Genomic DNA, 13,590 nt, shown 5'->3' with positions numbered 1-13,590 from the left:
GTGCTCAGTGGATGAATGAGAGGGTAGAAGGACTGATGATGGTCAATGTCGAACAATTGAAGAGCAGTGTGAACCGCATGTCCGCCGATGTGGTGCGCGAAGCGGTACTCGAGCTGCGCCTGGACGGGCTGGTCACGGAGGGCAAGACACCGTTCAACAAGCTGCATTTCAATACCTGCTTCGCGGAAATCGAAGCGCTGTTCCAGCGTGCGGGTTATCACCGGCAACTGGACGTGGTGGGGTATCAGGGTTTGTTGTATGCGTTGTATGACCCGGCCCGCTGGGAAGCGGTCGATGTGCTGCGCTGGCTGAAGGAGTTCACCGATGCCGCCGCGCAGGCCAACGTGGCTCGCGCCTAGTCGTTGGTCCCGAAGGGGGAAACTCTCCTAGGTTCCCCGGGACCCATGTTGGATAATGCCGCTCTGCATTGTCCGCTCGAGCTTTTGTATGTCCTCCGTACCTTTTTCCGCCGCACAGCATCAGGCCAGCACCCTGTACCTGCCCCCCGGGTCATGGCCAACCGTACTGGACTGCCTGTGTGATCACTTCAGCACCATCAGCCGCGAGCAGTGGCTGAGCCGGATCGTCCGTGGCCGGGTGCTCGATGGACAGGGTTTGCCGATCAGCGTCGACCTGGCGTACCGCGAAGGCCTGCGCATTCATTATTTCCGCGAAGTGCCCGACGAAAAGGTCATCCCGGTGCAGGAATCGATCCTCTACGTCGATGAGCACCTGGTGGTGGCGGACAAGCCGCATTTCCTGCCGGTCACCCCGGCGGGGGAATATGTCGAGCAAACCTTGCTGCGCCGCCTGATCCGCAGCCTGGGCAATCCCCACCTGGTGCCTCTGCATCGCATCGATCGGCATACGGCGGGCCTGGTGCTGTTTTCGGCCAATCCGCAAAGCCGCTCGGCTTATCAGTCGCTGTTTCCGACCCGCAGGATCGACAAGCGCTACGAGGCCATCGCCCCGGCCTTGCCCGGTCTCGAGTTCCCGCGGGTGCATAAAAGCCGTCTGGTCGATGGCGAGCCTTTTTTCCGCATGCAGGAGGGGCCTGGTACACCTAATACGGAAACAGCAATTGAGGTCCGGGAAAAGAACGGTGACCTCTGGCGTTATGGGTTGTATCCGGTGACTGGCAAAAAGCACCAGTTGCGGGTGCACATGAGTGCGCTGGGGGCGGCAATCTGCAACGACCCGTTCTATCCCGATGCGCTCAAGGATGTGGAGGACGATTACGCCAAGCCGCTCAAACTGTTGGCTCAGGGGCTGCGTTTTACCGACCCGCTGAGCGGGGAGGAGCGTGAGTTCGAGAGTCGGATCACCTTGCAGTGGTAATCCAGGCCACTGCTGGTTGTTGCCCGGAAACGATAAAGCCCGCGAAAGCGGGCTTTATCGTTCAAGGCTGTTGTAACGGTATGGATTACAGCTCTTTTACCGTACGAACCTGATCCTTGTTGATACGGGTTTGTTTGCCGTCCAGTTGTTCGAACTCGTAGAAGCCGGAATCCTCATCGTATTTCGGCGTATCGACGGCCTGGATTTCGCGACCGTCATTCAGGGTGATCACAGTAGGCGATGCGCAACCGGCGAGAGTGGCAAGGCCCAGTGCGAGCATGAGAGTGGCGAGAGTCCGCTGAATCATTATGTGTCTCCGAGATGAATACTTTTAGTTGCTGTGCTTGAGACGTATACAACGCCTGCAAGTTCCTTGAGTTAAGGGCATTCTGACACGCCGTGCTGCTGGCTTAACAGCGCTGGTGTATTCAGATTAGCCAATCGGGGATCGTTTGCCGGACATTGCAGGGCCTGAGCATCCAGCCCGCGCATGATACGTCCGGGGCTGCGTTCACCGTTCTGCCAGGCGCCGTCGAAGGTGCCGAGCAGGGCGCGCGGAATGATACACAGCAGGGGTTCCCAGTGCTCGCCATGGCGCAGCATCAGTGGTTTGTCCGGGTGCCGGGCGGCGCTTTGTCGCATGGCGTCGATCAGTTGCGCGTCGATACGCGGTACGTCGCAGGGCAATACCAGCAGTCGGGCATGCCGGGCGACCGCCAGTCCGGCACGAATACCTGCCAGCGGCCCGGGGAAATCGTTGCTTTCGTCCTGCACCAGTTGATCGGCATAAGGCGCGTACTGCTGCTGATTGCGGTTGCAGGAAATGATCAGGTCATCGCTCAGGCTGCGGGTCAGTCGATGCAGGTGGGCGATCAATGGCCGGCCCTGCCACTCGATCAACCCCTTGTCCCTTCCGCCCATGCGTTGGCCGCGCCCACCGGCCAGGAGCAGAATGGAGCAGGGCGGCAAATCTGCGCGCTGGGTCATGGCACGTCTCCACAGGGGCGGGCAAAGAGAGCGCTGTGATATAACACCGGGCTGTTTCTCCTACAACTGGATCGAGCCTATGAAAGCCAAGGCTGATGTACCTTTTGCACCCCTGAACATCGCGGTGCTGACTGTCAGTGATACCCGGACCCTGGAGACCGATACATCCGGCCAGGTCTTCGTCGATCGTCTGAGCGCTGCTGGCCATAACCTGGCCGCGCGCGTCCTGCTCAAGGACGATCTCTACAAGATTCGCGCACAAGTGGCGACCTGGATCGCCGACGATCTGGTCCAGGTGGTGCTGATCACCGGCGGCACCGGTTTCACCGGCCGCGACAGTACCCCGGAAGCCGTGTCTTGCCTGCTCGACAAACAGGTCGACGGATTTGGCGAGTTGTTCCGCCAGATCTCGGTGGCCGATATCGGCACTTCCACCGTGCAGTCCCGAGCCCTGGCTGGCCTGGCCAACGGCACGCTGGTGTGCTGCCTGCCGGGTTCGACCAATGCGGTGCGTACCGGTTGGGACGGCATCCTCGCCGAACAGCTGGATTCGCGGCACCGTCCGTGCAATTTCGTCACCCACCTGAAACAGGCAGCGCCTTGTGAATCCCGTGGGTAAGCCGGGCAAGACCGGTGCCTTGATGCCGGTCGAGGTCGCACTGGCCCGTTTGCTCGAGATGGCCGAGGCTACCCCCATTCTCGAACGCGAACGGTTGCCACTGGCGGCTGCTCAAGGCCGGGTATTGGCCGACGACTTGATTTCCACCCTGGATCTTCCGCCCTGGCCCAACAGCGCCATGGACGGTTACGCCTTGCGTGCCTCGGACTGGAAGGGCGAGCCCCTGGTGGTCAGCCAGCGCATCTTCGCCGGCCAGGCGCCTGAGCCTTTGGCACCTGGCACCTGCGCACGCATCTTCACCGGGGCGCCGGTCCCGGCGGGAGCCGACTGCGTGGAAATGCAGGAGAACGCCAAGGTCCAGGCCGATGAGCGGGTGGCTTTTACCGAGCCTCTCGGCGCGGGGCAGAACATTCGTCCGCAAGGCCAGGAAACCACGGTTGGCGAGTGTGTGCTGGTGGCCGGAACGCAGCTGGGGCCGATCGAGCTGGGGCTGGCTGCGTCCCTGGGTTGCGCGGAGCTGGATGTGGTGCGCCGCGTGCGGGTCGCCGTGCTCTCCACTGGCGATGAACTGGTCGAACCCGGGCGGGCGCTCGGTCCCGGGCAGATCTACAACAGCAACCGTGTCCTGCTGTGCAGTTGGTTGCAGCGTCTGGGCTGCGAGGTGATCGACGGCGGAATCCTGCCGGACGACCTGCCCATGACCCGGCGTCGTCTTGCCGAGCTGGCGGATGTGGATCTGATTCTGTCCACCGGCGGCGTATCGGTGGGCGAAGCGGATTTCCTGGGGATCGCCTTAAGAGAAGAGGGTGAACTGGCCCTCTGGAAGCTGGCGATCAAGCCTGGCAAGCCGTTGACCTTCGGGCATTTCCGCGGTGTGCCGGTAATCGGCCTGCCCGGTAACCCGGCCTCGACGCTGGTGACCTTTGCCTTGCTGGCCCGCCCCTATATTTTGCGGCGCCAGGGAGTGAAGCAACTGCATCCCTTGCAGTTCCAGGTTCCGGCTGGATTTGCCTGGCCGAAGCCGGGGAACCGCCGAGAGTATCTGCGCGGGCGCCTGGAGCAGGGCAGGGCAATCATCTACCGGAACCAGAGTTCCGGGGTCTTGCGCAGTGCCGCCTGGGCCGAGGGGCTGGTCGAGGTGCTGGAAGAGCGAACGCTGGTCGAGGGCGATTGGGTCAACTTCATTCCGTTGAGTGAAGTCCTGGGCTGACGCCAGGGGAGGCGGACCTGGTCGGCAGGGCCGGGTCCATCCTCCAGAGCCCCACCTATCAACGCAGCAGTAGAAGGATCAGCAAGCCAAAACGGCTGTTCAGGCCCCAGGACAGCAGTGCCGATAGAAACCCGGCATAGGCCAATATCCACGCGAGTTTCTTGAGCAAGGCGTGAAGCTTGCTGTCGGGCTTATGCTCGCGGTCATGGGCATGTACTTGATGGACACTCAGTTCCGGGTGTTTGCCTGTACTGAGCAGGATGCTTCCTTCCAGCCGGTTGAGTGCGGAGTTCGAGCGTTCAAAGCATTTCTTGTCATCCATGTGTTTCGCTTCCCTGTTTGAGGCGTCGTTCGCCTGCCATGAACATTCTCCGATTGTCTGTTTCGGGTCAATTCAGGTGATTCTCAATCTGCGGTCAGAAAAGTTACCGGTCAGCCAGCAGACGGCCTGATGGGGACAAATTCATTACATTCCGGTCGGACTTTTTCTCATGGGGCGAGGGTCAACATCCTTCAATGGCCCTCGAATGACAGGAGTGATGAGCGATGAGCGAACGCAAGGCGATGCTGATATTGCACGGCAAGCAGGCCCTCAACGAAGAGGTCCGCGACGCTGTCGAACGCAAGCGCGAAGAGGGTTGGGAGCTGGCGGTCCGCCTGACCTGGGAGGCGGGCGATGCCCTGCGCCTGGTGGATGAAGCCCTCGCGGGCGGTTATACGCGCCTGATCGCAGGAGGCGGTGACGGCACCTTGCGTGATATCGCCGAGGCCATGGCGGCGCAGGCCAACGATGCCAGTCTGGTGTTGCTGCCGCTGGGGACGGCCAATGATTTCGCGCGGGCGGCCGGCGTTTCGTTGCTGCCCCATGAGGCATTGAGCCTGCTCGACGTGCCGGCACGGACGATCGACCTCGGTGAGGTCGGTGGCCAGGTATTCCTCAACATGGCCACGGGTGGGTTCGGTAGCCAGGTGACGGCCAATACCTCCGAGGACCTGAAAAAGATCCTGGGGGGCGCCGCCTATCTGTTCACTGGTTTGTCCCGCTTCAATGAGCTGCATGCGGCCTATGGCGAGCTGCAGGGGCCGGATTTCCATTGGCGCGGCGAGCTGCTGGCCCTGGGGATCGGCAACGGGCGCCAGGCCGGTGGCGGTCATCTGCTGTGCCCTGAGGCGATGGCCGATGACGGGTTGCTGGATGTCAGTATCCTGCCGGCCCCTCAGGAGCTGGTGGGCACCTTGAAGGATCTGCTGGCCGGCGGCTGGGGGATCGACAATCTGTTTGTGCGTACACGCCTGCCCTGGGTGGAAATCAAGGTGTCCGAGGGACTGGATATCAATCTCGACGGTGAGCCCCTGCAAGGCGAAAACCTGCGTTTTCGCGCGCTTCCAGGGGCATTGCGGGTGCATTTACCGGAAGACTCCCCGCTGTTGGGAGCTTTGGCGCCTTAATCGTCGAGGCTGATGATCTGCTCGCGGACGGCAAACAGGACCAGGCCGGCTACGTCGTAGATCTGCAGGCGTTTCATGATCTGCGAGCGGTGGGTTTCCACAGTCTTGATGCTCAGGCCCAGCCCGTGAGCGATTTCCCGGGTCGATTTGCCGCGAACGATCAGGCGCAGGATCTCCAGCTGGCGGGCGGTCAGGTTATGGGTTTCAACGGGTTCTGGATGGGGCTTCTGCACGCGGATCAGCGCCTGGTTGATCACCGTATGGGCAATGGCCGGGCTGAGGTAACGCTCGTTGTTGCGCAAGGCGTCGAGCGCGTGCTCGAGCTCGTTGGCGGTGGTGTCCTTGAGCAGGTAGCCATGAGCACCGGATTCCAGGGTCTGCATGATCAGCGCCGGATCGGTATGCATCGAGAGAATCAGGACTTTGCTCTGCGGATGCACCACCTTGAGTTTCTTCAGGGCTTCAAGGCCGCTGACATCCTTCATGGAAATATCCAGCAGGATAATGTCTGGCGACAGCCTTTCGACCATTTCCAGTACTTGTGCGCCATCGTTGGCTTCGCCGATCACGGCATAGCCAGGAATGTCCATGACCAGGGCACGCACGCCAGCCCTGATGAGCGAGTGGTCATCCACCAGAAGTAAATTGCAGGTCAATGTAAAACCTTATTCGTACTGGCCCGTTCGAGTGCGCGAGGCGCCCAGGGGAAGAGTGCTTCGATTTGTGTGCCCTGGTCGGGCTGGCTGGAAACCTTCAGGGTGCCACCCAGTTGCGCGATTCTTTCCGACATGCCCGCCATGCCGCGTTGTCCTTGTGCGCCAGGATTGGCCGCCGGGGAAAAACCACGGCCATCGTCGCTGATAAACAGCGAAAGCCCCTCGGGCAGGCGTTGCAGGCGTACCAGCAGGTTATCCGCCTGGGCGTGACGCAGCATGTTGGTGACGGCTTCCTGGGTGATGCGAAAGGCGGCCACCGCCATCTCTTCGGGGATGCCAGCCAGGCGTTGCTTGCATTCCAGGCTCCAGTGCACGGAGGTGTTTTCCAGGGTCTTCAGCAAGTGGGCCCGCAGGCTGGCTTCCAGGCCCAGGCTGGCCAATTGCCGGGGATTGAGAATGGCCGATACATCGCGGACCTTGGCCAGGGTTTCTTCCAATGTGCTTTGAAGCGTCGTGCAATGCTGTTGCAGCTCTTCGGGCAGGCGGCGCTTGAGCCATTCGCTTTGCAACTTGGCGGCGGTCAACAACTGACCAATATCATCATGCAATTCACGACTGAGTCGATGGCGCTCGTTTTCCTGGACTTCCAGCAAACGGTCCGCCAGTTCCTGAGGCTGGAACTTGATCGATTTGCGCGAATCGCCGTAATAGGCCCAGACACTGGCCAGGGCCGCCAGATTCAGGATCAGCAGGCTGAGGGGAAAGGTAGTCGACAGGCAATAGACGGCCAGGCTTCCAAGTGCCGAGCATGAGCACAGCAACAGGTTGAGCCGGCGCAGGTGTATTCGAGAAAGAAGCCTGGTGGCGGTTGACTTGAGGCTGGCGTACATAGCGGATGGAGCCAATGAATGTTCGCTGCGGGGAGACCGGTCAAGTCGGCTGACGGGCCCCGGTTTGGAAAACGGTATTGTTTGAGTATGCGGCTTCAATTAACGCGGTCTATTCGTTGGGAGCAAGCCTTGCACTGATCCGGTGTGTAACAAGATCAATCTGAAGTCACAGTGCCATTAAGTACATCGGTTAGTGGTTGGCATAGTACCAGCTTAGCTACCGTTGGTCGCGCCTCTATATATGTCCAGAAAGTCAGGAATATCGCCTTTTGGGACGTATGTGCCGATTTGCTTGTTTCAACTGGCCACCCTGAAACAGTGACTGTATCTCGCCTTGAGCGAACGGGCAGGCGAAATTCAGGACACTTGAAGTCTCGGGATTGGTTTTATTTAGTTGCGCTAGTTGGTTCTGTCGTTAACAGGCATGAAATATTGAATAACGACATGATGCTGATCAATGTCACAACATATCTAACGGCTGAAGTTAGGGATTAACGACAGGTTTATGCGTTTCTCTTGGCGATCGAAAAAACTTTAAACGAGTTGTGTTGGCAGGACAGGGGCGCAGGCAGAGGATCCATTTGCACGGCGAGGGTTTCGATGAGGGTGGCCTGTTCGTTGCCGTCGAGGTTCAGTTGCCCGGTCACCGGATCGACGAGTTCAAGCTGCCAGGCCATCAGGCTGAAGCACTCCCCGAGGGTGTCGAGAATCTGCTCGTTCATGTCCGGATGAGGATGGGAATGATCCAGCAACGCATGAACCTGGCGCGAGAATTCGGCGGTGCTGCGCAGCGCCAGCGCGTCGGTTTTCTCGGCAAGCTTGAGCAGAGTGGACAACATGCAATCGATGGCGTCCTGATCGTTCTTGATCAGATTGAGATGGTTCAGGCACTCAACCGACTTGGCCAATAGTGCTTCTGCCTCAAGCAGAAAGTCAGGTGATTGGTGCCACGTTTGATCGTCGATCAGCATGCTTGTCTCCACGACGCCACGTCAGATGATGGAATGGTCCGTTTTGTGAGCGGCTGTAAGGTATTACGCCGGTTATGCCGTGGGATATAGGACGAATCTGATTGGTTCTGAATGGACGAAGACGATGGGCTGGTGTTTAGTCTGCAGGATGCAACTCGTCGGGCACGGTCTATCGACCACGCTTGGACAGCGGAGGTGGGGGGGCTCGAAAGGGCACCAGCCCATCTTCCTGCGATCACAAACAAAAGCCTGACTCCATTCATGCAATGAGAATGGCGTCACATTAATGGCTATTGGATATTGCGAATATCAGGTTGGTCCTGATTGCCGATAGGGGATTCCCTTACAGAGGGGAACCAAGCGCTGAAATAGAGGTCGCGGCGGGGAAGTTGCGTGGATGAAATCGCGAAGCCAGTAAAGCATGATGTTAATGTGACATCAATGCCTTTGCATGGCATTTTGTATGCGGGTCAAGATTCGGCGAATTGCGCCGATAACCCGCGTTAGTGAATTCATCAGAACAAGCCCAGGAGTCATTACATGGCCGGCATTCTCGACACGGTAGATCAACGCACGCAACTGGTGGGTGAGAATCGCCTGGAAATCCTCATGTTCCGTCTGGCCGGGCGACAGTTGTTCGCGATCAACGTGTTCAAGGTGCAGGAAGTCCTGCAATTGCCGAAGCTGACGCTGATGCCCCAGCGCCATCCGTTCGTCTGTGGCGTGGTCAACCTGCGGGGGCAGACGCTGCCGGTCATCGACCTGTCCCAGGCGATCGGCATGCGGCCGCTGGTGCCGGGGCCCAACAGCACCATCATCGTCACCGAGTACAACCGCTCGGTGCAGGCCTTCCTGGTGGGAGGCGTCGACCGCATCGTCAACATGAACTGGGAAGCCATCCTGCCACCGCCGACCAGTGCCGGGCGCCAGCATTACCTGACGGCGATCAGCAAGGTCGACGATCAACTGGTCGAGATCATCGACGTGGAAAAGGTCCTGGCCGAAATCGTCCCGTACAACGCCAAGGTCTCTCGCGACAAGCTCGACGACCCGGTACTCGAACGTGCCCGCGGCCGTGAAGTGCTGCTGGTGGACGACTCCAACGTGGCGCTGACGCAATTGCGCGACACCCTGGGCCAGCTGGGGGTGAAGATGCACATTGCCAGCGACGGCCTGAAAGCCCTGAAGATGCTCAAGGCCTGGGCCGATACCGGGGTCGACATGACCGACAAGCTGCTGATGGTGTTCACCGACGCCGAAATGCCGGAAATGGACGGCTATCGCCTGACCACCGAAATCCGCAACGATCCGCGTCTGCGCGGTCTTTATGTGGTGTTGCACACCTCGCTGTCCGGCAGCTTCAACGAGTCGATGGTGAAGAAGGTCGGTTGCGACAACTTCCTGTCCAAGTTCCAGCCGGACAAACTGGTCGACGTGGTGCGCCAGCGCCTGATGCTGGACGAAGTTCCCGCCTGACGGGAGCAGTGGCCGGAGTGATGCCTGCGCCGCAGGTGCTTCTTTGATTCGCGGGCCGGCTCGTATAAGGTTGCTTTTTTTGCCTCCCGGGAGCTGGCCATGCGTCTCAGCGCGCTTTATCGATACCCCTTGAAGTCCGGCAAGGGCGAGTCCCTGCAACAGGTCGCGCTGGACAGGCTGGGGCTGGAAGGAGATCGACGCTGGATGCTGGTCGATGAACCCAGCGGACGCTTCCTGACCCAGCGCGCGGTCCCGCACATGAGCCAGCTGTCGGCGCTGTGGAACGCCGACGGTGGGCTGACCCTCAGCGCTCCCGGCTATCCAGCCCTCGATGTGCCAGTGCCTGGTGCGGATGCCCCTTTACGTGGCGTGACCATCTGGCGCGACACCCTGCGCGTGCCGGATGCCGGCGAGGCGGCCCATGCCTGGCTGAGCGAGTTCATCGGCAAGCCGACCCGCCTGGTACAGGTGCCCCTGGAGCGCGCGCGCACCACTCAGGCCGGTTACGGCAAGGATGACGATCAGGTGGCCTTTGCCGACGGCTTTCCGTTGTTGCTGATTGGCGAGTCTTCCCGGGAAGACCTGTCCAGTCGCGTCGGCCGTCCCCTGGAGATGCTGCGTTTTCGTCCCAACCTGGTGATCGAAGGCTTCCCGGCATTCGCCGAGGACGGCTGGAAGCGCATCCGCATCGGCGATATCGAGTTTCGGGTGGTCAAGCCTTGTGCGCGTTGCATCCTCACCACCATCGATCCGCAGACCGGCGAGCGCAGCGCCGACCGTGAACCGCTGGCCACGCTGCAGCAGTACCGGGCGCAAGAAGGTGGGGCGATGTTCGGGCAGAACCTGGTGAACGATGGCATTGGCCGGCTGGAAGTCGGCATGCCGGTCACTGTGCTGGAATAGCCAGCGGCGCTGCAACGAAAAATGCCCGTATCGTCAGATACGGGCATTTTTTATGACCAGCAATCAGTCCCCGGGGGAAGGATCAGCCGCGGTATTCGCACAGGTAGGCGGTGTCGACGGCGACCTTCAGCTGGAACTTGCTGTTGGCCGGTACGTTGAACTGGCTGCCGGCGGCGAAGGTTTCCCAGTCGTTGCTGTCAGGCAGCTTGACGGTCAGGGCACCGGAAACCACGTGCATGATTTCCCGTTGGGCGGTGCCGAACTCGTATTCGCCCGGAGCCATGACGCCGATGGTGGCTGGACCTTCGGCCGTGCCGAAGGCAATCGACTTGACGGTGCCGTCGAAGTACTCGTTGACTTTAAACATGGGCGATTCCTCAAAAAAGGGGTCAAAAAGGCCGGCCAGTATGCACAAGGCCTTCAGATGCGTCACCTGTTGCGCAGACGGATCAGCCGGGAAGAATCAGAGGCAATAAACGCGCCGTATTGCGGGCATCTTCCAGGGCGCGATGCTGCTGGCCGGTGAACTGCAGCCCGGCGAGTTGCAGCGCGCCGTTCAGGCCCAGCGGCCGTTCGAGGCGACGCGCCTTGGCGAAGCGTTGCTTGAGGTTCGTGTGCGGCAGTTGGGCGAGGGCGCTGTGCAGTTGCGAGCGTTGCCACTCCTGCAGCAGCTGCTTGCGATCGTAGTCGCCCCAGCTGGCCCAGCCTTCCAGGCGCGCATGGTGCTGGCCCAGCCAGCGTTCGAACAGAGGCCAGACTTCGCTCAACGGTTGGGCGCCGTCGATCTGGGCCTGGCTGATGCGGGTCAGTTCACGGCAGAACGGCGTCAGCATCGGCCGCCGCAGCGGGCGCACGAAGCGCTGGAAATGGTCCAGTTCACGCCCTTCGCGGTTCACCAGGGTGGCGCCGATCTCGATGATTTCCATATCGGTCACCGGCCAGCCTCCTTCGTCCGTGGTGGCTTCCAGATCAATTACCAACCAGTGGGGCATCACAGGCTCCAGCTTCAACATCCCGATGAGGCTTGAGCGTAGCCAAACCCGACGCCTGCGCCTAGCGGCTTATTCCACCTCCAGCAGAACCTGGCGGTTTTTCACCTGATCGCCGAGGTTGACCTGCAGCCGCTTGATCACGCCATCGATCCCGGCCTTCAGCGGATGCTCCATCTTCATCGCCTCCAGCACCAGCAGCAGCTGGCCCTTGCTGACGGTCGCGCCCTCGCTGACCAGTACGTCGACGATGGCGCCGTCCATGGGCGCCTTGAGCATGCCGCTGTGGGCGCCGGCCTGGCTGGCGACCGGTGCGTGGCTCAGGTCTTGAAGGTGCAGGCTGCCGGGACGGGTAAACAGCCAGAGCTGCCCGGCTTCCAGGGTATAGGCGTAGTGGCGGCGGATACCGTCGATGGTCGCGCAGGCCCAGCGGCCATCCGCTTCCAGCAGCTGTACCTCGAAGCTTTCGTCGGCGTGTTGAATCTGCAGCGTCCCGGCTTGCTGGTTATTCAGTTCAAGGTTCCACACGGCTTCACCCGAGCCCAGGCGATAGTGCAGCGGCACACTGGCGTTGTTGCGCCAGCCGGCCAGCGCCGCGCCGTGGCGTTGGGCCGCGTGCTGATACAGCAGCGCCGCGGCCAGGGCCAGTTCGGCGCCGCTTGGCGGCTGGGGATGCAGACTTGGGTCGTCGGCAAAATGTTCGGCGATAAAGGCAGTGCTGAATTGGCCGCTGACAAAACCGGGATGGCGCAGCAGGTTCGCCAGCAGTTTCTGGTTGCTCGCCACACCCGTCAGCACCGTGTCCTCGGCCGCGCGCAACAGCTTGCGGCGCGCTTCTTCGCGGGTGGCGCCGTGGGCGATGAACTTGCCCAGCATCGGGTCATAGAACGGGCTGACGCTCTGGCCTTCCAGCAGGCCGTGGTCGATGCGCACATCGGCGCCCAGCGCCGGCTCCCAGCGCCGCACCTGCCCGGTTTGCGGCAGGAAATCCTGCGCCGGGTCCTCGGCATACAGCCGCACTTCGATGGCATGGCCCTTGAGTTCGACCTGTTCCTGGAGCAGTGGCAGCGGTTGACCGGCCGCCACCTGCAGCTGCAGGGCCACCAGGTCCAGGCCGGTGATCATTTCGGTGACCGGGTGTTCGACCTGCAGCCGGGTGTTCATTTCCAGAAAATAGAATTGCCCCCGCGCATCGAGGAGAAACTCCACGGTGCCGGCGCCGACATAGTTCACCGCGCGGCCCGCCTTGAGGGCGGCTTCGCCCATGGCCTGGCGCAGTTCGGCGGTCATCACCGGGCAGGGCGCTTCTTCGACGACTTTCTGATGACGGCGCTGGATCGAGCAGTCGCGTTCGCCGAGGTAGATCAACTGGCCGTGGCGGTCGCCGAACACCTGGATTTCCACATGCCGCGGTTCGATCAGCGCCTGTTCCAGAATCAACTCGTCGCTGCCAAAGGCGTGCAGCGCCTCAGAGCGAGCGGTGCGCACCTGTGCCAGCAGTTCATTGGCGTGCTGAACGAAGCGCATGCCGCGTCCGCCGCCACCGGCGCTGGCCTTGATCATCAGCGGGTAGCCGATGCGTTCGGCTTCCTGTTGCAGGGTCGTATCGTCCTGTTCCGCGCCCTGATAACCGGCGATGCAGGGCACGCCCGCCGCGAGCATCGCCAGCTTGGACAGGCGCTTGCTGCCCATCAGTTCGATGGCCTCGGCGCTGGGGCCGATAAAGGTGATGCCGGCCGCCTCGCAGGCGCGGGCGAATTCGGCGTTCTCCGACAGAAAGCCGTAGCCGGGATGCAGCGCATCGGCGCCCGTGCGCAAGGCTGCATTGAGGATTGCCTGGCTGTTCAGGTAGGACTGCTGCACCGCTGCCGGGCCGATGCGCACCGCCTCGTCGGCCATCCGCACATGCAGCGCATTGGCGTCGGCGTCGCTGAACACCGCCACGGTGCGATAACCCAGGGCTTGCGCGGTGCGCTGGATGCGGCAGGCGATTTCGCCACGGTTGGCGATCAGGATTTTGCTGAAGGCGGGCATGGAGTGGTTTCCTGAGATCGGTGGTGTTTGGTCGGGCGTTTCGCGAGCAAGCTCGCTCCTACAAGGAG

General features: G+C 61.1%; 16 protein-coding genes. 7 read left to right on the top strand and 9 right to left on the bottom strand.

The genetic code is table 11. The annotated features are described in order from the left end of the window. Window positions 1–38: 38 nt before the first annotated feature. Window positions 39–359, top strand: a complete 321-nt coding sequence (locus PVZ78_RS02925; RefSeq protein WP_028683052.1) for a hypothetical protein — start codon at window positions 39–41, stop codon at window positions 357–359. Between the two features lie 88 nt (window positions 360–447). Then, complete coding sequence (locus PVZ78_RS02920) at window positions 448–1,338, top strand: pseudouridine synthase (RefSeq protein WP_028683051.1); 891 nt, start codon at window positions 448–450, stop codon at window positions 1,336–1,338. Between the two features lie 85 nt (window positions 1,339–1,423). Here the strand turns inward: PVZ78_RS02920 and PVZ78_RS02915 are convergent, their stop codons facing one another. Next, a complete protein-coding gene (locus PVZ78_RS02915) occupies window positions 1,424–1,645 on the bottom strand; it encodes a YgdI/YgdR family lipoprotein (protein ID WP_007923269.1) in 222 nt (73 codons plus the stop codon). A gap of 71 nt (window positions 1,646–1,716) precedes the next feature. Beyond that, complete coding sequence (gene mobA, locus PVZ78_RS02910; RefSeq protein WP_009050093.1) at window positions 1,717–2,325, bottom strand: molybdenum cofactor guanylyltransferase MobA; 609 nt, start codon at window positions 2,323–2,325, stop codon at window positions 1,717–1,719. Window positions 2,326–2,404: 79 nt separating this feature from the next. On the opposite strand from mobA, the gene moaB reads away from it, so the two are divergent. Both moaB and PVZ78_RS02900 read left to right on the top strand, forming a co-directional pair. Then, entirely contained in the window at window positions 2,405–2,944 is a 540-nt protein-coding gene (gene moaB, locus PVZ78_RS02905) for a molybdenum cofactor biosynthesis protein B (protein ID WP_007923271.1), read from the top strand. Beyond that, window positions 2,928–4,154: a molybdopterin molybdotransferase MoeA gene (locus PVZ78_RS02900; protein ID WP_053269642.1), complete on the top strand. Its 1,227-nt coding sequence runs from the start codon at window positions 2,928–2,930 to the stop codon at window positions 4,152–4,154. Before moaB ends, PVZ78_RS02900 begins: the two co-directional genes overlap by 17 nt. A gap of 58 nt (window positions 4,155–4,212) precedes the next feature. On the opposite strand, the gene PVZ78_RS02895 is transcribed toward PVZ78_RS02900, so the two are convergent. Then, on the bottom strand, window positions 4,213–4,476 hold the full coding sequence (locus PVZ78_RS02895; RefSeq protein WP_009050091.1) for a hypothetical protein: 264 nt from the start codon (window positions 4,474–4,476) through the stop codon (window positions 4,213–4,215). Between the two features lie 224 nt (window positions 4,477–4,700). Here PVZ78_RS02895 and yegS point away from each other — a divergent pair, with 224 nt between their 5' ends. Further along, window positions 4,701–5,603 (top strand): lipid kinase YegS, encoded by a 903-nt coding sequence (gene yegS, locus PVZ78_RS02890; RefSeq protein WP_273828199.1) that lies wholly within the window; start codon window positions 4,701–4,703, stop codon window positions 5,601–5,603. Here yegS and PVZ78_RS02885 read toward each other — a convergent pair. The 3 genes from PVZ78_RS02885 to PVZ78_RS02875 form a co-directional block, all read right to left on the bottom strand. Next, on the bottom strand, window positions 5,600–6,259 hold the full coding sequence (locus PVZ78_RS02885) for a response regulator (RefSeq protein WP_009050089.1): 660 nt from the start codon (window positions 6,257–6,259) through the stop codon (window positions 5,600–5,602). The two genes, yegS and PVZ78_RS02885, sit on opposite strands and share 4 nt — an antisense overlap. Beyond that, window positions 6,256–7,149, bottom strand: coding sequence for a sensor histidine kinase (locus tag PVZ78_RS02880; protein WP_009050088.1), 894 nt, complete (start codon window positions 7,147–7,149; stop codon window positions 6,256–6,258). The genes PVZ78_RS02885 and PVZ78_RS02880 overlap by 4 nt, the downstream gene beginning before the upstream one ends. 503 nt (window positions 7,150–7,652) lie before the next feature. Continuing rightward, window positions 7,653–8,120, bottom strand: a complete 468-nt coding sequence (locus tag PVZ78_RS02875; protein WP_009050087.1) for a hypothetical protein — start codon at window positions 8,118–8,120, stop codon at window positions 7,653–7,655. 540 nt (window positions 8,121–8,660) lie between these two features. Here PVZ78_RS02875 and PVZ78_RS02870 point away from each other — a divergent pair. After that, a complete protein-coding gene (locus PVZ78_RS02870; RefSeq protein WP_009050086.1) occupies window positions 8,661–9,596 on the top strand; it encodes a chemotaxis protein CheV in 936 nt (311 codons plus the stop codon). A gap of 99 nt (window positions 9,597–9,695) precedes the next feature. Further along, window positions 9,696–10,499, top strand: a complete 804-nt coding sequence (locus PVZ78_RS02865; RefSeq protein ID WP_198919204.1) for an MOSC domain-containing protein — start codon at window positions 9,696–9,698, stop codon at window positions 10,497–10,499. Window positions 10,500–10,581: 82 nt separating this feature from the next. On the opposite strand, the gene ppnP is transcribed toward PVZ78_RS02865, so the two are convergent. From ppnP to PVZ78_RS02850, 3 genes are all read right to left on the bottom strand, one after another. Beyond that, window positions 10,582–10,866 (bottom strand): pyrimidine/purine nucleoside phosphorylase, encoded by a 285-nt coding sequence (ppnP, locus tag PVZ78_RS02860; RefSeq protein ID WP_007930001.1) that lies wholly within the window; start codon window positions 10,864–10,866, stop codon window positions 10,582–10,584. 82 nt (window positions 10,867–10,948) lie between these two features. Beyond that, window positions 10,949–11,491: an exonuclease domain-containing protein gene (locus PVZ78_RS02855; protein WP_273828198.1), complete on the bottom strand. Its 543-nt coding sequence runs from the start codon at window positions 11,489–11,491 to the stop codon at window positions 10,949–10,951. 69 nt (window positions 11,492–11,560) lie between these two features. Then, entirely contained in the window at window positions 11,561–13,522 is a 1,962-nt protein-coding gene (locus PVZ78_RS02850) for an acetyl/propionyl/methylcrotonyl-CoA carboxylase subunit alpha (RefSeq protein WP_273828197.1), read from the bottom strand. Window positions 13,523–13,590 lie beyond the last annotated feature (68 nt).

Source organism: Pseudomonas sp. SBT1-2 (genome assembly GCF_028640875.1).
GTDB classification, from domain to species: Bacteria; Pseudomonadota; Gammaproteobacteria; order Pseudomonadales; family Pseudomonadaceae; genus Aquipseudomonas; species Aquipseudomonas chlororaphis_I.
The sequence above is the reverse complement of the archived record's forward strand: the minus strand, read 5'-3'. Positions and strand labels throughout refer to the sequence as shown.

Excerpts from the sequence above, each read along its gene's own strand:
- PVZ78_RS02925 (WP_028683052.1), top strand. The coding sequence starts at position 39 with ATGGTCAATGTCGAACAATTGAAGAGCAGTGTGAACCGCATGTCCGCC.
- PVZ78_RS02920 (WP_028683051.1), top strand. The coding sequence starts at position 448 with ATGTCCTCCGTACCTTTTTCCGCCGCACAGCATCAGGCCAGCACCCTG.
- PVZ78_RS02915 (WP_007923269.1), bottom strand. The coding sequence starts at position 1,645 with ATGATTCAGCGGACTCTCGCCACTCTCATGCTCGCACTGGGCCTTGCC.
- mobA (WP_009050093.1), bottom strand. The coding sequence starts at position 2,325 with ATGACCCAGCGCGCAGATTTGCCGCCCTGCTCCATTCTGCTCCTGGCC.
- moaB (WP_007923271.1), top strand. The coding sequence starts at position 2,405 with ATGAAAGCCAAGGCTGATGTACCTTTTGCACCCCTGAACATCGCGGTG.
- PVZ78_RS02895 (WP_009050091.1), bottom strand. The coding sequence starts at position 4,476 with ATGGATGACAAGAAATGCTTTGAACGCTCGAACTCCGCACTCAACCGG.
- yegS (WP_273828199.1), top strand. The coding sequence starts at position 4,701 with ATGAGCGAACGCAAGGCGATGCTGATATTGCACGGCAAGCAGGCCCTC.
- PVZ78_RS02880 (WP_009050088.1), bottom strand. The coding sequence starts at position 7,149 with ATGTACGCCAGCCTCAAGTCAACCGCCACCAGGCTTCTTTCTCGAATA.
- PVZ78_RS02875 (WP_009050087.1), bottom strand. The coding sequence starts at position 8,120 with ATGCTGATCGACGATCAAACGTGGCACCAATCACCTGACTTTCTGCTT.
- PVZ78_RS02870 (WP_009050086.1), top strand. The coding sequence starts at position 8,661 with ATGGCCGGCATTCTCGACACGGTAGATCAACGCACGCAACTGGTGGGT.
- PVZ78_RS02865 (WP_198919204.1), top strand. The coding sequence starts at position 9,696 with ATGCGTCTCAGCGCGCTTTATCGATACCCCTTGAAGTCCGGCAAGGGC.
- ppnP (WP_007930001.1), bottom strand. The coding sequence starts at position 10,866 with ATGTTTAAAGTCAACGAGTACTTCGACGGCACCGTCAAGTCGATTGCC.
- PVZ78_RS02855 (WP_273828198.1), bottom strand. The coding sequence starts at position 11,491 with ATGCCCCACTGGTTGGTAATTGATCTGGAAGCCACCACGGACGAAGGA.
- PVZ78_RS02850 (WP_273828197.1), bottom strand. The coding sequence starts at position 13,522 with ATGCCCGCCTTCAGCAAAATCCTGATCGCCAACCGTGGCGAAATCGCC.